Below are 15,093 nucleotides of genomic sequence, written 5' to 3' on the forward strand. Positions count from 1 at the left end.
AGACGCCCCGCCCGGTCAGCGCCCGCGCCCCCGGGCAGGCAGCGCGGCGGCCTGCTCGCGGGCCCAGGCATCCGCCCGCGCGATGGCGTCGAGCGAGAGCGACCCGGCGGAGGGGCGCCAGGCGTCCACCACCCGCTCGATGCCCGCCACGATCTCCGGGAACGCAATCCCGCCGGCGTGGAAGCGGGCGACGAGCACCTCGTCCGCCGCGGTGAACACGGCCGGCCAGGTGCCGCCGCGCTCCCCCACCGCCCGGGCCAGCCGGACCGCGGGGAAGGCCTCCTCGTCGATCGGCTCGAACGTCCAGCGGTGGGAGTGCGTCCAGTCGACCGCCGGCACGACATCGGGCATCCGGTGCGGCCAGGCGAGCGCGAGGGAGATCGGCAGTCGCATGTCCGGCGGGGAGGCCTGGGCGATCGTCGCCCCATCGCGGAACTGGACCATGGAGTGCACGACCGACTGCGGATGGACGACGGCGTCGATGCGATCGTAGCCGATGCCGAACAGGTGGTGGGCCTCCATGATCTCGAGCCCCTTGTTGACGAGCGTGGCCGAGTTCGTCGTCACCAGCGCGCCCATGCGCCAGGTGGGGTGGGCGAGCGCCTGCTGCGGGGTGACCGCCCACAGCTCGTCGGCGGCGCGCCCCCGGAAGGGCCCCCCGGACGCGGTGAGGATGAGCCGGTCGACCTCGTCATGCGTGCCGGAACGCAGGCACTGGGCGATCGCGGAGTGCTCGCTGTCGACCGGCACGAGCTGCCCCGGACGCGCCCGCTCGGTGACGAGCTCGCCGCCGACGACGAGGCTCTCCTTGTTCGCCAGCGCCAGCGTCGCCCCCGTCTCGAGCGCCGCGAGGGTCGCCGGCAGTCCCGCCGCCCCGTCGATCGCGTTCAGCACGACGTCGGCACGCACCTCGCGCACGAGACGCACGATGGCGTCCGGCCCGACCCGGACCCGCACGTCGGCGTCGGCGTCGGCGTCGCCCGGCTCGGCCGCGGCGAGCTCGTGCACGCCAGCGCGGGCGGCCAGGGCGTGCAGCGCCGCGGAGTCATGCCCCGCCGCGAGACCGACGGCGACGAGACGCCCGGCGGAGCGGGCGATCACATCGAGCGCCTGGGTGCCGATGGAACCGGTCGCCCCGAGGATGAGGACGCTGCGTGTCATGCCTCGTCCGCCGCCTCGGCACTCGCCGGCCCGGGCACCGCCGTCGCGCCTCCGATACCTCCCGGCTCCCCGGTCGCCCCGGCGCCCGCTTCGGTCGCGACCTCGTCCGGGGCGTGCGGAGCCGAAGGCTCCTCGGCCGTCGACACGGCGGGGGCGTCCGTCGGCGCGGTCGCCACGGAGTCGACGACGATCACCGAGACGTTGTCGCGACCGCCGTGCTCCAGCGCCGCGTCCACCAGCGCACGTGCGGCCTTCTCGGGCTCCGCGTGCTCCGCGAGCAGGGCGGCGACCTGGTCGACCTCCAGCTCCTTGGTCAAGCCGTCCGAGCAGACGAGCAGCCGCAGCCGTGGCACCAGGTTCAGATGCCAGAAGTCCGGCCGGGGATCCATGCTGAAGCCCACCGCGCGGGTGATCGAGTTGCGGGCCGGATGGCGCTCAGCGTCCGCCTCCGAGATCTGCCCGGTGTCGATGAGCCCCTGTACCACCGAGTGGTCGTGGGTGATCTGCGTCAGCTGATCCCCATGGAGGCTGTAGACCCGGGAGTCGCCGATGTTGAACACCAGCCAGCCCGGCTCACCGTCGAACACGCCGAAGGCGACGCCGGTGACCGTCGAGCCGGACTGACCGCCGGAGGCCGTGGAGATCCGCTCGATGTCCAGAGAGGCCCGCTGCAGTGCAGCATAGATGTGTCTGGGCGCCGGCAGCTCAGGCACCTCAGCCAGGGCGCCGGCGATCGCCGCAGAGGCGCGGTCGCCCGCCTCGTGACCGCCCATCCCGTCGGCGATCGCGCACACCGCGGCGGAGGCGACGATGCTGTCCTCGTTGCGTTCGCGCACCCGGCCGGTGTCGGTCGCGGCGCCCCAGCGCACGTCGAGCCGCCGACCGTCGTCGAGCTCACGGGTGTACCCGCCTGTCGCGGCACCGAACAGAGTCATCACACGCCCTTCCCATGAGCGGACCAGGCGCGAACCGCCCGCCTCCCCGCGCACCAGTCTACGGCTCCCCGGCCAGCCGACGGGGCGTCCTCGACCCACGTCGCCATGGCGAGGGCTTCCTTTTCAGGGTCACCTAACATAGAATCACCTCACTATGAGCATCGAGTATTCCGCTTCGGCGTGGCATCCCTCTCGCTCCCGGAGGTTCATGATCGCCGGCGACGAGAGCGATCTGGCGGTCATCCAGCTCATGCTGTCGGCGCTGCCGGACCGATCCCACGGCATGGTCTTCGTCGAGTACGACGCCGAGCGCACCGAGCCGGCGCCGATCCACTGTCCGCCGCGGGTGAGCATCCACTGGCTGCCCATGCAGCCCGGGCCGGACGGCCACGGCCGCGCGCTCGCCCGAGCGATCGACCTGTGGCGCGAGGAGTTCCTCACCGCGCCGGACTTCGACGATCCAAGCGAGTTCCGGGTCTGGATCGGCTGCGCCGCCTGCCCGGTCGTCGCGGCGCTCAACCGCGAGATCGAGGCGCAGATCCAGCCGCTGTGACCGGCTGCTCCGGCACACCGAGCGTCCATTCGACCGCGCCGGCGGCCGGCGCGAGCAGCCGCACCCCCACGTCCCTCGCTGACGCGTCGAGCAGGGCGAGCACCGCATCCCGGTCGCGGACGGTCGACTGATCCGCCGTGGCACGCAGGGCCAGCGCGCGCACGAACCGACCCTTGACCGCCTTGTCCGCATGCCCGCTCGGTCGTCCCAGCCCGATCGGGGTGAGCTCGCGCACCACGAGGCGCAGCGAGCCCGCCCCGGCTGGCAGCGGCCCGAGCCGCGCATAGGCCTTCGAACGCAGGTCGACGACGACCGAGCGCTCGGCCAGCCCGGCCAGCACGGCCGTCTGCCCCGGACGCCACAGTCGCACGAGATCGAGGACGCGCGCGGGGACCCCGGCGGACAGCCGATGCGCCGGCACCCCGTCTCCCCCGGCCACCAGCCCGAGCAGCGCGGTCTGCACGAGCACGCTGCGCTCCAGCCACCGGACGGCCGGCCCGGGCAGCGAGGCCCGGTCCAGGGCGTCATAGAGCACGCCGGTGTACCGCATGAGGGCCGGCAGCACCGGCGGACGATCGCCCAGCGCGCGATTGGCGGGCAGGTCCGCGGCCTGACGGGCGGTCAGGCGCAGCAGTGCCCTCGCGTCGGGCCGAGCGCTCAGCGCCGCGACCTCCACGATCAGCCGACGCCGGGTCTCCCCCAGCGTGTCGGCGAAGGCGAGCGTGTCTGGGGCGAGTCGTGCGTCACCGGGATCCGCAGGATCCGGGCGCTTGGTCTCGCTCGGGGGCAGCAGCAGGACAGGACCCGTCGGGTCCGGGGCGAACGCGGTCATGCCGGCTCCTGGGATGGGGGACGACGCATCATCAGAGCCGATCGGGGCCGTCCGCGTCGCACGGGTTGAGACGGCGAAGAGGGACGCCCGCCGCATCGGCGGTGCGTCCCTCTTCGCGAGGACACATCAGAGTGGAGCCGACTCGGCTCCGCGCCCGACACAGATGTCGGGTGCGAGGCCGGTCAGGCGGCGAGCTGGGCGACCCGGGCCACGACCCGGACCGCATCCTGCTCGACCGAGAGGAACCCGTCAGCAGCGGTCATGTCGATCGTGCGACCGTCCTCGAGCGTGACCCGCACCGGGCCGTCACCGAGCACGGCCAGCAGCGGCTCGTGTCCGGCCAGGATGCCGATCTCGCCTTCGATGGTGCGGGCGATGATCCGTGTCGCGCGGCCGGACCAGACGAGCTGCTCCGCCGAGACGACCTCGACGTCGAACGACTTCGCCATGGCCTACTCTCCGAGTTCCTTCTTGATCTTGTCCCACTTGCGGTAGACGTCATCGATCGGACCGACGTTGTAGAACGCCTGCACCGGGATGTTGTCGACCTCGCCGTCGCAGATCATCCGGAAGCCTTCGATCGTGTCCTTGATCGGCACGGTCGACCCCTCGACACCGGTGAACTTCACGGCGGTGTACGTGTTCTGAGAGAGGAACTGCTCGATGCGCCGGGCGCGTTCGACGACGATCTTGTCCTCCTCGGAGAGCTCGTCGACACCGAGAATGGCGATGATCTCCTGCAGCTCCTTGTTCTTCTGGAGGATCTGCTTCACCCGGGTGGCGACCGCGTAGTGCTCCTCGCCCACGTACTGTGGGTCGAGGATGCGCGAGGTCGATGCCAGCGGGTCGACGGCCGGGTACAGGCCGCGGCTGGCGAGATCACGCGTCAGGTTCGTCGTCGCGTCGAGGTGGGCGAACGTCGTCGCCGGAGCGGGATCGGTGTAGTCGTCGGCGGGCACGTAGATCGCCTGCAGCGAGGTGATCGAGTGGCCGCGCGTCGAGGTGATGCGCTCCTGCAGCTGGCCCATCTCGTCGGCCAGGTTGGGCTGGTAGCCCACGGCCGACGGCATGCGGCCGAGCAGCGTCGACACCTCGGAGCCCGCCTGGGTGAAGCGGAAGATGTTGTCGATGAAGAGCAGCACGTCCTGCTGCTGCTCGTCACGGAAGTACTCCGCCATCGTCAAGCCCGAGAGCGCGACGCGAAGACGCACGCCCGGCGGCTCGTCCATCTGGCCGAACACCAGAGCGGTCTTGTCGAGCACCCCGGCCTCATCCATCTCATGGATGAGGTCGTTGCCCTCACGGGTGCGCTCACCGACACCGGCGAACACGGAGACGCCGTCGTGGTCCTTGGCGACGCGGGCGATCATCTCCTGGATGAGGACGGTCTTGCCGACGCCGGCACCGCCGAACAGGCCGATCTTGCCGCCCTGCACGTACGGGGTCAGCAGGTCGATGACCTTGATGCCCGTCTGGAACATCTGGGTCTTCGACTCGAGCTGATCGAACCGCGGGGGCTCGCGGTGGATGCTCCAGCGCTCCTTGAAGTCGATCTTCTCGCCCGGCTTGGCGTTGAGCACGTCACCGGTCACGTTGAAGACGCGGCCCTTGGTCTCCTCGCCGACCGGCACCGTGATGGGGGAGCCGGTGTCGTAGACCACCTGGCCGCGGACGAGGCCGTCGGTCGGCTTCAGCGAGATCGCCCGGACGAGGTCATCGCCGAGGTGCTGGGCGACCTCGAAGGTCACCTTGATGGTCTCGCCGCCGAGGGTGATCTCGGTGTGGAGCGCATTGTTGATCGGGGGCAGCGCGTCGTGAGCGAACTCGATGTCGACCACCGGGCCGGTCACTCGCACGATGCGCCCGACGTTCTCGGTGGCCTCGGCCACCGGCGCCTGGGTGCTTTCTGCAGTTGCCATGTCTCTCTTCTCTTCTGTGTCGTCCTACTTCACGAGCGCGTCGGCGCCGCCGACGATCTCGCTGATCTGCTGCGTGATCTCCGCCTGACGGGCGTTGTTCATCAGGGTCGAGTAGCTCCGGATCAGCTTGTCCGCGTTGTCAGAGGCGGCCTTCATGGCCTTCTGGCGGCTGGCATGCTCACTGGCGGCCGACTCGAGCCGCGCATGGTAGATGCGCGATTCGAGGTAGCGGGGCAGCAGCAGCTCCAGCACCTCCTCGGGCGCGGGCTCGAACTCGTACAGCGGGGAGTCCGCCGTGCGAGGCTCGGCCTCGCCCTCGACGACCTGCAGCGGCAGCAGCCGGAGCACGTCAGGACGCTGCGTGACGCGGTTGACGAAGCGCGTGTAGACCAGATGGATCTCGTCGACCCCGCCGGCCTCCCCGCCGCGCAGGTAGCTCTCCACCACGGCCTCGCCGATCTCGTGCGCGACATCGGCGGTCGGCATGTCGGTGTCGCCCGTCCAGCTGCGCACGAACGGCCGGTCACGGAACTGGAAGTACCCGACGGCCTTGCGGCCGACCAGGTAGAAGTCCACCTCGCGACCCTGCTGACGCAGGAGGTTGGCCAGCCGGTCGGTCTCCTTGAGGATCGCCGACGAGAACGCCCCGGCGAGACCGCGATCCGAGGCGAGCACGACGATCGCGCTTCGCCGGATGGCGGGCCGCTCCCGCAACAGCGGGTGGTCGATGTCGGTGCTCAGTGCCGCCACCGCGCCCACCGCACGAGTGATCGCCTCGTCGTACGGTCGTGCGGCGCTGGCACGCGTCTGCGCCTTCTGGATGCGAGAGGCGGCGATCAGCTCCATGGCGCGGGTGATCTTCTTGGTCGTCTGAGCAGACTTGATCTTCTGCTTGTAGACCCGAAGTTGCGCTCCCATGTGGTTACCCTGTCTCTCTGCTACTTCGCGGGCTTCTTGACGAGCTTCGCCTGGCCGATGTCATCGGCCTTCAGCGCGGTCTCGTCCTCGGCGCCCGGGGCGTCGACGCCCTGCACGTCCTTCACCACGAAGTTCTTCTTGAAGTCGGCGACCGCCTTCTCCATCTTGGCGACCGTCTCCTCCTCCAGCTTGCCGGAGTCGCGCAGCGCGTCGAGGATGTCGGTGTTGCGGCGCACGTACTCGAGGAACTCGCCCTCGAATCGGAGGACGTTATCCACCGGGACGTCGTCGAGTTTGCCGGTGGTGCCCAGCCAGATCGACACGACCTGCTCCTCGACGGGGTACGGCGAGTACTGGGGCTGCTTGAGCAGCTCGGTCAGGCGGGCGCCCCGGTTGAGCTGCGCCTTCGAGGCCGCGTCCAAGTCAGAGGCGAACATGGCGAACGCCTCGAGGTCGCGGTAGGACGCTAGCTCGAGCTTCAGCGTGCCGGAGACCTTCTTGATGTGCTTCTTCTGCGCATCGCCGCCCACGCGGGAGACCGAGATGCCGACGTCGATGGCCGGCCGCTGGTCTGCGTTGAACAGATCGGACTGCAGGAAGATCTGGCCGTCGGTGATCGAGATGACGTTCGTCGGGATGTAGGCCGACACGTCGTTGGCCTTCGTCTCGATGATCGGCAGGCCGGTCAGTGACCCGCCGCCCAGCTCGTCGGAGAGCTTCGCGCAACGCTCGAGCAGGCGGGAGTGCAGGTAGAACACATCGCCCGGGTATGCCTCGCGGCCCGGCGGACGACGCAGCAGCAGCGAGACGGCCCGGTAGGCCTCCGCCTGCTTCGACAGGTCGTCGAAGACGATGACCGTGTGCTTGCCCTGGTACATCCAGTGCTGACCGAGGGCCGAGCCGGTGTACGCAGAGAGGTACTTGAAGCCGGCCGGGTCGGAGGCGGGCGATGCGACGATGGTCGTGTACTCCATCGCGCCGGCCTTCTCCAGCGCCGCCTTCACGGAGGCGATGGTCGAGCCCTTCTGACCGATGGCGACGTAGATCGCGCGCACCTGCTTCTTGGGATCGCCGCTCTTCCAGTTCTCGCGCTGGTTGATGATCGTGTCGATCGCGATGGCCGTCTTGCCGGTCTGGCGGTCGCCGATGATCAGCTGACGCTGGCCGCGGCCGATCGGGATCATGGCGTCGATCGCCTTGATGCCGGTCTGCAGCGGCTCGTCGACGCTCTTGCGGCTCATCACGTCGGGGGCCTGGAGCTCGAGCTCGCGACGGGTCTCCGCCTCGATCGGGCCGAGGCCGTCTATCGGGTTGCCGAGCGGGTCGATCACACGGCCGAGGAACGCGTCGCCGACCGGGACCGACAGCACCTCGCCGGTGCGCTCGACGCGCATGCCCTCGGCGATGCCGACGAACTCGCCGAGCACGACGACGCCGATCTCGTGCTCTTCGAGGTTCTGGGCGAGACCGAGCACGCCGTTCTCGAAACGGACGAGCTCGTTGGCCTGGACGCTGGGCAGCCCCTCGACGTGGGCGATGCCGTCGGCGGCGCTGAGCACATACCCCACCTCGGCCTTCGTCGAGGAGGCTGGCTGGTACTCCTCGGTGAACTCCTTGAGAGCGCCCCGAATCTCTTCGGGGCTGATTGCTACTTCTGCCATCATCTTCCTTACATTCGGTGGGGCCGCCGGCCCCGAATCACACCTGTTCAGTTCACTCGTGCCCGATGGGCGGTCAGGCGATGGCCTGTCGAAGCTGTGCGAGCTTCGTGCGCGCGGACGAGTCGATCACGACGTCACCGATGCAGACGACCACGCCGCCGACGAGGGCCGGATCGACGGCGACGTTGACGTGCACCGGCCCGCCGGCCTCGCGCTCGAGCGCCCGGGCCAGCTGGGTCCGCTCTGACTCGGTCAGCGGCGTCGCCGCGGTCGCGAGGGCGACACGACGCCCCGCGGTGGCGCTGACGCGCTCCGCGATGTCGTCGAGCCGGCGGGCGACCATGCTGCCGCGCACCGCGCGCACGGCGCGCTCCGTCAGCAGCACGGTCTCGGGCAACGCCCGGTCGCCGAACAGCCGCTCGACCAGCCGTCGTTCGGCGTCTGGGTGCTCCCCCGGGTGCGAGAGGCTGAGCTGGAGCTCGCGACTTCCCGCGAACACCTGCGCGACGTCGAACAGCTCGTCCTCCAGCCGTTCGAGGCGTCCGGCGGCGGTCGCCGAGCGGGCGACGGCCAGCTCGCCGAGCTCCTCGACCGACTCGACGAGCTCGTCGGCGCTGGACCAGCGCAGACCGGCCAGCAGGCGGGTGTAGGCGACGACGTCCTCCGGCGCCCGACCGGTGAACAGCCGGTTGATGACGGCCGTCCGCTCGCGCTCGTCAGTGGATGGATCGGCGATCACGCCGCGCAGCGCAGCGCTCTCGCCGAGCGTGTCTGCGACGAGGAAGAGACCCCGGGCGAAATCCAGCCGCTCGGAGCCGGCGTCGGCGACGAGCGCCGCCCTCGCCTTGGCGAGGGCGTGTGCGGTGGCGCTGCCCATGCCTACTTGGCCTCCGACTTCTCGAGGTCGTTCAGGAAGTGCTCGACCACGGCGTGCGCCTTCTGGTCGTCCGTGAGCGACTGGCCGACGACGCGAGAGGCCAGGTCAACCGACAGCACGCCGACCTCGCTCTTGAGCTGGTCGAACGCGGCCTGGCGGTCGGCGACGATCTGCGCCTGCGCCTGCTCGCTGATTCGACGAGCCTCCTCCGTCGCCTGCTGCCGGAGCTCGGTCACGATCTGCGTGCCCTCGGCCCGGGCGTCATCCCGGATGCGCTGGGCCTCGATGCGAGCCTCGGCGAGCTGCGCGTTGTAGGCCTCGAGGGCTGCCGAGGCCTCCTGCTGCGCCTTCTCGGCCTGTTGGATGCCGCCCTCGATCTTCTCGGAACGCTCGTCGAGCACCTTCTGGAGTTTGGGGACGACCGCCTTCCAGACGAAGACGAGGATGATGAGGAAGATGATGAGGGACAGCGACCAGTCGTAGACGGCCGGGACGAGCAGGTTGTGCTCCTCCTCGGCGCCGGTGACCGCCGTCAGCGCGATATGAGCCATGTCGGTACTGACACTCCTGTTCTCTGGATCCGCGCGGCGGAATCGGTCTGGGGTTTACCGGAAGATGAAGCCGGCGGCGAGGCCGATCAGCGCCAGCGCCTCGGTGAAGGCCACGGCGAGGAAGAAGGTCGTCTGCAGCTTGCCGGCCAGCTCGGGCTGGCGGGCGATCGCCTCGACGGTCTTGCCGCCCACGACGCCGATGCCGATGCCGGGGCCGATCGCGGCGAGGCCGTAGCCGATCGCGTTGAGGTTGCCCGAAATGCCTTCAGCGAGTGTATTGATATCCACGGGTTGTGTTTCCTTCCTTAACAGGACCGGAGGGTTCTCCGGCCGATCAGTGCTCTTCTGCCAGGGACGACTGGATGTAGGCGGTGGTCAGAAGAGTGAAGATGTAGGCCTGCAGCACCTCGATCATGATCTCGAAGAGCGTGAAGGCGAAGCCGAGGGCGAACGTCACCGGCGAGAGCAGCTTGAAGATCGCGGGGGCGTTGAAGAGGAAGAACCAGGTCGCGCTGAATGCCAGCACCAGAATGAGGTGCCCGGCGACCATGTTCATCAGGAGTCGGAGGGTGAGCGACACCGGCCGGATGATGAAAGTCGAGAGGAACTCGATCGGGGTGACGAGGATGTACAGGATCTTCGGCACGCCCGCCGGGAACAGCGCCGCCTTGAAGTAGCCGAGCCCGTGCGCCTTGATGCCGGCGCCGATGAACACCACATACGCGATGAGGGCGAGCACCAGCGGGTAGCCGACTGTCGCCGAGGCGGCCATGTTGAGGCCCGGGATCACGCCGGTGAGGTTGAACGCCAGGGTGGTCACGAAGATCGTGAACAGCAGCGGCACGTAGCGCTGGGCGTCCTTCTTGCCGAGCATCTCCTCGGCGATGTTCACGCGGACGAAGTCGTAGCCCATCTCGAGAATGCTCTGTCCGCGCCCGGGCACGAGCCGCAGCCGGCGGGTGGCCGCCCACAGCCAGACGATGATCACGACCATGACCAGGATGCGGATCAGCCCGATGCGGTTGAGCTCGAAAGGCGTGCCCGCGAACAGGATCGGGTTCGGGAAGAACTCGTCGATGCTCGGCGCGTGGAACTCACCGTCGGCGGCGAGCGTGGTGGTGGCGAGCTGGGTCAGCACGTGAGTCAAAAGATCATTCTCCTGAGCATTGCCCGCAGTCAGTGCCACGGTGCGTTCCAGATGGGGCGGTCGCAGACGACAGAACCGCCGACTGACATACTAGCAAGGTCATCAGGCCTATTCCCAAATCCGATACACAGGAACGGCTGTGCGGCCCGGTCATTTGCCCATGTGGCTCAGTCGTCCACATACGGGACGCGTGCGCGCATCGCGGCCCACGAGTCCGCGGCCACAGAGCCGAGCACGGCGGCCACGATGCAGCCGAACAGCACATGCGGCTCAATGAAGGGCAGGCGGGTGATCAGCGCGAGCAGCCCGATGAAGACGAGGATCTTCACGATCCATCCACCCAGGACCACGCCGAGGAAGGACACCCCGCCGAGTCGCGAGCCGATCAGCAGGCTGACCGCGGTGATGGCGACGAATGCGAGCGTGAGCGCGGCCCCGATCAGGGCGCTCCACACCCCGTCAGCGCCGGCGACGCTCCAGCCGATCACGCCGCCGACCACGACGACGAGCACGGCCAGCACCGCGGTCAGCCCCATCGAGGTGCGCAGGACCCGGGTGAGGGCGGGGTTCGCCCGGTGCGGTGCCGGGGCGCTCCCGCCCGCAGCGTCCTCGTGCCGGGATTCGGGGGTGGTGGTCATCGCTGATGCTCCTTTCGGCGGATGCGACGGGCGGCGAGCTCCAGCTCGCTCGGGATGGCCGGGCCCCGGCCGAGTCGCGGCTGCAGGACGGGCCAGAATGTCAGGGTGAGGCAGGCGGCCACGCCCACCGCGGCGAACAGTGCGACGAGCCACCAGGGCCACAGCATGAACAGGAAGCACGACAGCGACAGCACGAGCGTCCAGCTGTAGAACGTGGCCACGGCCGTGTAGGTGTTGTGCCCGAGGTCGAGCAGCCGATGGTGCAGGTGCCGGCGATCCGGGCTGAAGGGGCTGCGCCCCGCTCCGACCCGTCGGATGACGGCCATGGCGAAGTCGATGAACGGCAGAGAGAGCACGACCACCGGCACGAGCAGGGGCAGCCAGATGCTCGAGTCGCTCGTCATCGTCTGCGGGTCGATCTGCCCGGTCACCGAGATCGCCGAGACGGCGAGGAGCATGCCCAGCAGCATCGCGCCGGAGTCACCCATGAAGATCCGGGCGGGATGCCAGTTCCACGGCAGGAACCCGGCGCATCCCCCCACCAGCACTGCGGCGATGAGGGTCGCGGTGTTGAAGTAGTCGGTCGGCGACGTGCGCACCGTGAGCAGGTAGACGTACAGGAAGAACACCGAACTGGCGAGCAGCACGACCCCGGTGACCAGCCCGTCGAGCCCGTCGATGAAGTTCACCGCGTTCATGGTCAGCACGATCACCAGGGCGCTCAGGGCGGCGCTGGCCCACCCGGAACCGATGAGCGTGCCGCCGATCGGCAGCGAGACGATCTGGAACCCCTGCCAGGTCAGCAGACCGGCTGCGAGGAACTGCCCGGCGAGCTTCGCATACCAGACCATGTCGTACAGGTCGTCGAAGACACCGATGAAGACGATGAGCGTGCTCGCCCCCACGAGGGCCCAGACCGCGCCCTGATGACGGAAGACCTCTGCGAACCAGGTCATCCGGCTCGCGGTGAACAGTCCGAGGAGGATGCCGCCGTAGATCGCGATGCCCCCGAGGCGCGGTGTGGGGCGGGTGTGCACGTCGCGGGAACGGATCTGCGGGTAGATATGGTGGCGCAGCGCGAAGCGCAGCACGACCCAGGTCAGCCCGAAGGTGACGACCGCGGCGACAAGGGCCGCGAGGGCGTAGCCTCTCACGCTGCCGTCACCGCTCGAGGCCGAGGACGGCGTCGGCGCCGAGCACCTCCGCCAGCTGCTCGGCGGTGACCCCACCCTGACGCACGATGCGCACGGAGCCGGTCTGCTCGAACAGCGTCGCGTCGATGATCGTCGAGGAGACCCCGCTGCGGCTCGGGCCGTCGTCGAGATAGACCTCGACCGTGTCACCGAGCTGCTCGCGCGCCTGCTCGACGGTGGTCGCCGCCGGCTCGCCGTGGCGGTTGGCGCTCGAGACGGCCAGCGGGCCGGTCTCCTCCAACACGGCCCGGGCGACCGTCTCGTCGGGCACGCGCAGCGCGACGGTGCCCTGCGTGTCGCCGAGATCCCAGTCGAGACTGCCGCGCGCGTCGAGGATGATCGTCAGCGCCCCGGGCCAGAAGGTCTCGGCCACCCGGCGGATCGGCTCGGGGACGTCCTCGGCGAGGGCGTCGAGCGAGGCGACCCCGGGGATGAGGACCGGCGGCGGCGCCTGCCGGGTGCGTCCCTTCGCATCCAGCAGGGCGGCGACCGCGCGCGGTGAGAAGGCGTCGGCCGCGATGCCGTAGACGGTGTCGGTGGGGATCACCGCGAGCGCGCCGCGGCCGAGCGTCCGGCGCGCCTCGCGGGTGCCCTCGAGCAGCTGGGCGGTGTCACGGCAGTCGTAGACGGTGCTCATGGATCAGGCTTCTCCTCGGGTGTCCGTGCCATTGTAGCCGGCCCGACCATGGCGATCCTGTGGAGCCGCGGCCGGTGCCAGCGCCGTGGTGAAGCGGTCGCGCCCGGTGAGATCGGGATGCGTGCGCGCGGCGACGAGACCGGCGGCGGCGGCGAGGGCGCGCACCCGCGCACCCTGCCGCTCGGTGTGCTCGAGGGCGACGAGGCCGCCCGGCCGCAGCGCCCGCGCGGCCGGGGGCAGGAGCGCGCGGATGACGTCGAGACCGTCGGCGCCCGCGTACAGGGCGATCGCGGGGTCGGCGCGGGCCTCCGGCTCGGCCGGGATGTCGGCCTCGGGCACGTATGGCGGGTTGGAGACGACGACGTCGAGCGCGGCCGGCCGGGTCACGGCGAGGGCGGCCACCGCGTCCCCCGCCCGCAGCCGGACGCGGGAGCCGACCCGGTCGAGGTCGGGCGCGGCCGCGGCGATGTTCCGCTGCGCACACCGCCGGGCGTCGGGATCGACCTCGACCGTCTCGACGACGACGCCGGGGGTCTCCGTGGCGATCGCGAGGGCGATCGCGGCGCTGCCCGTGCCGGCCTCGAGGACGCGTCGGGCCGAGCGGCCGGCCGTGCGCTCGGCGTGCAGCCAGTCGATGACGGCTCCGGCGAGCAGCTCGGTCTCGGGCCGGGGCACGAACACGCCGGGCCCCACGGCGAGCGTGAGCGCACGGAAGGGCGCCTCGCCGAGGACGTGCTGCAGCGGTCTGCGGGTGGCTCGCTCTGCGGCGAGCCGGCGGGCCTGCTCCACGGCGTCCTCGGGCGCGTCCTCCCCCAGCGCGAGGCGAAGCGCCAGCTCTCCCGGAGCGATGCCGAGGACGTGGGCGACGATCCAGCGCGCCTCGGCTGCCGCCTGGTCGATGCCTGCGGAGGCGAGGACGCCGCGCACTTCGCGCACGAGGCCGGTGGTCGAGGTCACTCGCCCAGCTCGGCCAGCCGGTGCGCCTCGTCAGCGTCGATCGCCGACTGGATGACCGCGTCGAGATCGCCGTTCATCACCTGGTCGAGGTTGTACGCCTTGTAGCCGGTGCGGTGGTCGGCGATGCGATTCTCCGGGAAGTTGTAGGTGCGGATGCGCTCGGAGCGGTCCATGGTGCGGATCTGGCTGTGCCGCTGGTCGGCGGCCTCGGCCTCGCGCTCCTCCTGCTGCCGAGCGAGCAGCCGGGCCCGGAGCACGCGCATGGCCGCCTCGCGGTTCTGGATCTGCGACTTCTCGTTCTGCATCGACACGACGATGCCGGTGGGCAGGTGCGTGATGCGCACGGCGGAGTCGGTGGTGTTCACCGACTGGCCGCCGGGCCCGGAGGAGCGGTACACGTCGATGCGCAGGTCCTGGGGGCTGATCTCGATCTCCTCGGGCTCGTCGACCTCGGGGAAGACGAGCACGCCGGCCGTCGAGGTGTGGATGCGCCCCTGGCTCTCCGTGACCGGCACGCGCTGCACGCGGTGGACACCGCCCTCGTACTTCAAGTGCGCCCAGACACCCTCGGCGGGGTCAGTCGCATGGCCTTTGACGGCGATGGAGACGTCCTTGCAGCCGCCCAGGTCGGACTCGGTGCGGTCGAGCAGCTCGACCTTCCAGCCCCGGCGCTCGGCATAGTGTGTGTACATGCGCAGCAGGTCGGCGGCGAACAGTGCCGACTCCTCGCCGCCCTCGCCGCCCTTGATCTCCATGATCACGTCGCGGCCGTCATCGGGATCGCGCGGGATGAGCAGTCGGCGCAGCCGCTCGGACGCCTCGTGCCGCTCGCGCTCGAGCGCGTCAGCCTCCGCGGCGAACGAGGCGTCCTCGTGGGCGAGCTCCCGGGCGGCGGCCAGGTCGTCCTCCGTCTGGCGCAGGTGCTCCCAGGCGACCTTGATCGCGTTGAGCTCGTTGTAGCGGCGGCTGAGCCGCTTGGCGAGACCCGGCCGGGTGTGCACGGCCGGGTCAGCCAGCCGCAGCTGCAGCTCGGCGTGCTCGGCGAGCAGGCGCTCGACCGAGTCGAGCACCGCCGCCGAGCCCATCCCCTCCTCGGCGTCCATGCCGGCTCCGC

General features: G+C 70.1%; 17 protein-coding genes. 1 reads left to right on the forward strand and 16 read right to left on the reverse strand.

The window, feature by feature from the left end; all coding sequences use genetic code 11:
- Positions 1–15 precede the first annotated feature (15 nt).
- Both dxr and F8O02_RS05275 read right to left on the reverse strand, forming a co-directional pair.
- Positions 16–1,161 carry a 1-deoxy-D-xylulose-5-phosphate reductoisomerase gene (dxr, locus tag F8O02_RS05270; protein ID WP_158036192.1) on the reverse strand — a complete coding sequence of 382 codons (1,146 nt, stop codon included), beginning with the start codon at positions 1,159–1,161 and terminating at the stop codon, positions 16–18.
- The gene (locus F8O02_RS05275) at positions 1,158–2,096 is read right to left on the reverse strand and encodes a PP2C family protein-serine/threonine phosphatase (protein WP_158036193.1); all 939 of its coding nucleotides are present in this window, start codon (positions 2,094–2,096) and stop codon (positions 1,158–1,160) included. Before F8O02_RS05275 ends, dxr begins: the two co-directional genes overlap by 4 nt.
- Positions 2,097–2,250: 154 nt before the next feature.
- On the opposite strand from F8O02_RS05275, the gene F8O02_RS05280 reads away from it, so the two are divergent.
- Complete coding sequence (locus F8O02_RS05280; protein WP_158036194.1) at positions 2,251–2,649, forward strand: SIP domain-containing protein; 399 nt, start codon at positions 2,251–2,253, stop codon at positions 2,647–2,649.
- Here the strand turns inward: F8O02_RS05280 and yaaA are convergent.
- The 14 genes from yaaA to prfA all read right to left on the reverse strand — a co-directional run bounded on the left by yaaA (position 2,612) and on the right by prfA (position 15,082).
- Complete coding sequence (gene yaaA, locus F8O02_RS05285) at positions 2,612–3,481, reverse strand: peroxide stress protein YaaA (RefSeq protein ID WP_179416358.1); 870 nt, start codon at positions 3,479–3,481, stop codon at positions 2,612–2,614. The genes F8O02_RS05280 and yaaA overlap by 38 nt on opposite strands.
- Before the next feature lie 182 nt (positions 3,482–3,663).
- Positions 3,664–3,930 carry a F0F1 ATP synthase subunit epsilon gene (locus F8O02_RS05290; RefSeq protein WP_158036196.1) on the reverse strand — a complete coding sequence of 89 codons (267 nt, stop codon included), beginning with the start codon at positions 3,928–3,930 and terminating at the stop codon, positions 3,664–3,666.
- Positions 3,931–3,933: 3 nt separating this feature from the next.
- Positions 3,934–5,400, reverse strand: a complete 1,467-nt coding sequence (gene atpD / locus F8O02_RS05295) for a F0F1 ATP synthase subunit beta (protein ID WP_158036197.1) — start codon at positions 5,398–5,400, stop codon at positions 3,934–3,936.
- Positions 5,401–5,424: 24 nt separating this feature from the next.
- Positions 5,425–6,318 carry a F0F1 ATP synthase subunit gamma gene (locus F8O02_RS05300; RefSeq protein ID WP_158036198.1) on the reverse strand — a complete coding sequence of 298 codons (894 nt, stop codon included), beginning with the start codon at positions 6,316–6,318 and terminating at the stop codon, positions 5,425–5,427.
- Positions 6,319–6,338: 20 nt separating this feature from the next.
- A complete protein-coding gene (atpA, locus tag F8O02_RS05305) occupies positions 6,339–7,979 on the reverse strand; it encodes a F0F1 ATP synthase subunit alpha (protein ID WP_158036199.1) in 1,641 nt (546 codons plus the stop codon).
- A gap of 73 nt (positions 7,980–8,052) precedes the next feature.
- Entirely contained in the window at positions 8,053–8,856 is an 804-nt protein-coding gene (gene atpH, locus F8O02_RS05310; protein WP_158036200.1) for an ATP synthase F1 subunit delta, read from the reverse strand.
- 2 nt (positions 8,857–8,858) lie between these two features.
- Complete coding sequence (locus tag F8O02_RS05315) at positions 8,859–9,407, reverse strand: F0F1 ATP synthase subunit B (protein ID WP_158036201.1); 549 nt, start codon at positions 9,405–9,407, stop codon at positions 8,859–8,861.
- A 54-nt stretch (positions 9,408–9,461) separates the two neighbouring features.
- Positions 9,462–9,695 carry a F0F1 ATP synthase subunit C gene (gene atpE / locus F8O02_RS05320; protein WP_158036202.1) on the reverse strand — a complete coding sequence of 78 codons (234 nt, stop codon included), beginning with the start codon at positions 9,693–9,695 and terminating at the stop codon, positions 9,462–9,464.
- A 46-nt stretch (positions 9,696–9,741) separates the two neighbouring features.
- Positions 9,742–10,545 (reverse strand): F0F1 ATP synthase subunit A, encoded by an 804-nt coding sequence (gene atpB, locus F8O02_RS05325; protein ID WP_318655772.1) that lies wholly within the window; start codon positions 10,543–10,545, stop codon positions 9,742–9,744.
- 176 nt (positions 10,546–10,721) lie between these two features.
- A complete protein-coding gene (locus F8O02_RS05330) occupies positions 10,722–11,192 on the reverse strand; it encodes a hypothetical protein (RefSeq protein WP_158036203.1) in 471 nt (156 codons plus the stop codon).
- Positions 11,189–12,346: an MraY family glycosyltransferase gene (locus F8O02_RS05335; RefSeq protein WP_158036204.1), complete on the reverse strand. Its 1,158-nt coding sequence runs from the start codon at positions 12,344–12,346 to the stop codon at positions 11,189–11,191. Before F8O02_RS05335 ends, F8O02_RS05330 begins: the two co-directional genes overlap by 4 nt.
- Positions 12,347–12,353: 7 nt before the next feature.
- Positions 12,354–13,022, reverse strand: coding sequence for an L-threonylcarbamoyladenylate synthase (locus tag F8O02_RS05340; protein WP_158036205.1), 669 nt, complete (start codon positions 13,020–13,022; stop codon positions 12,354–12,356).
- Between the two features lie 3 nt (positions 13,023–13,025).
- Complete coding sequence (prmC, locus tag F8O02_RS05345) at positions 13,026–13,979, reverse strand: peptide chain release factor N(5)-glutamine methyltransferase (protein ID WP_158036206.1); 954 nt, start codon at positions 13,977–13,979, stop codon at positions 13,026–13,028.
- On the reverse strand, positions 13,976–15,082 hold the full coding sequence (gene prfA / locus F8O02_RS05350) for a peptide chain release factor 1 (RefSeq protein WP_233448643.1): 1,107 nt from the start codon (positions 15,080–15,082) through the stop codon (positions 13,976–13,978). The genes prmC and prfA overlap by 4 nt, the downstream gene beginning before the upstream one ends.
- Positions 15,083–15,093 lie beyond the last annotated feature (11 nt).

The organism is Pseudoclavibacter caeni (assembly GCF_008831125.1).
GTDB classification, from domain to species: domain Bacteria; phylum Actinomycetota; class Actinomycetes; order Actinomycetales; family Microbacteriaceae; genus Pseudoclavibacter_A; species Pseudoclavibacter_A caeni.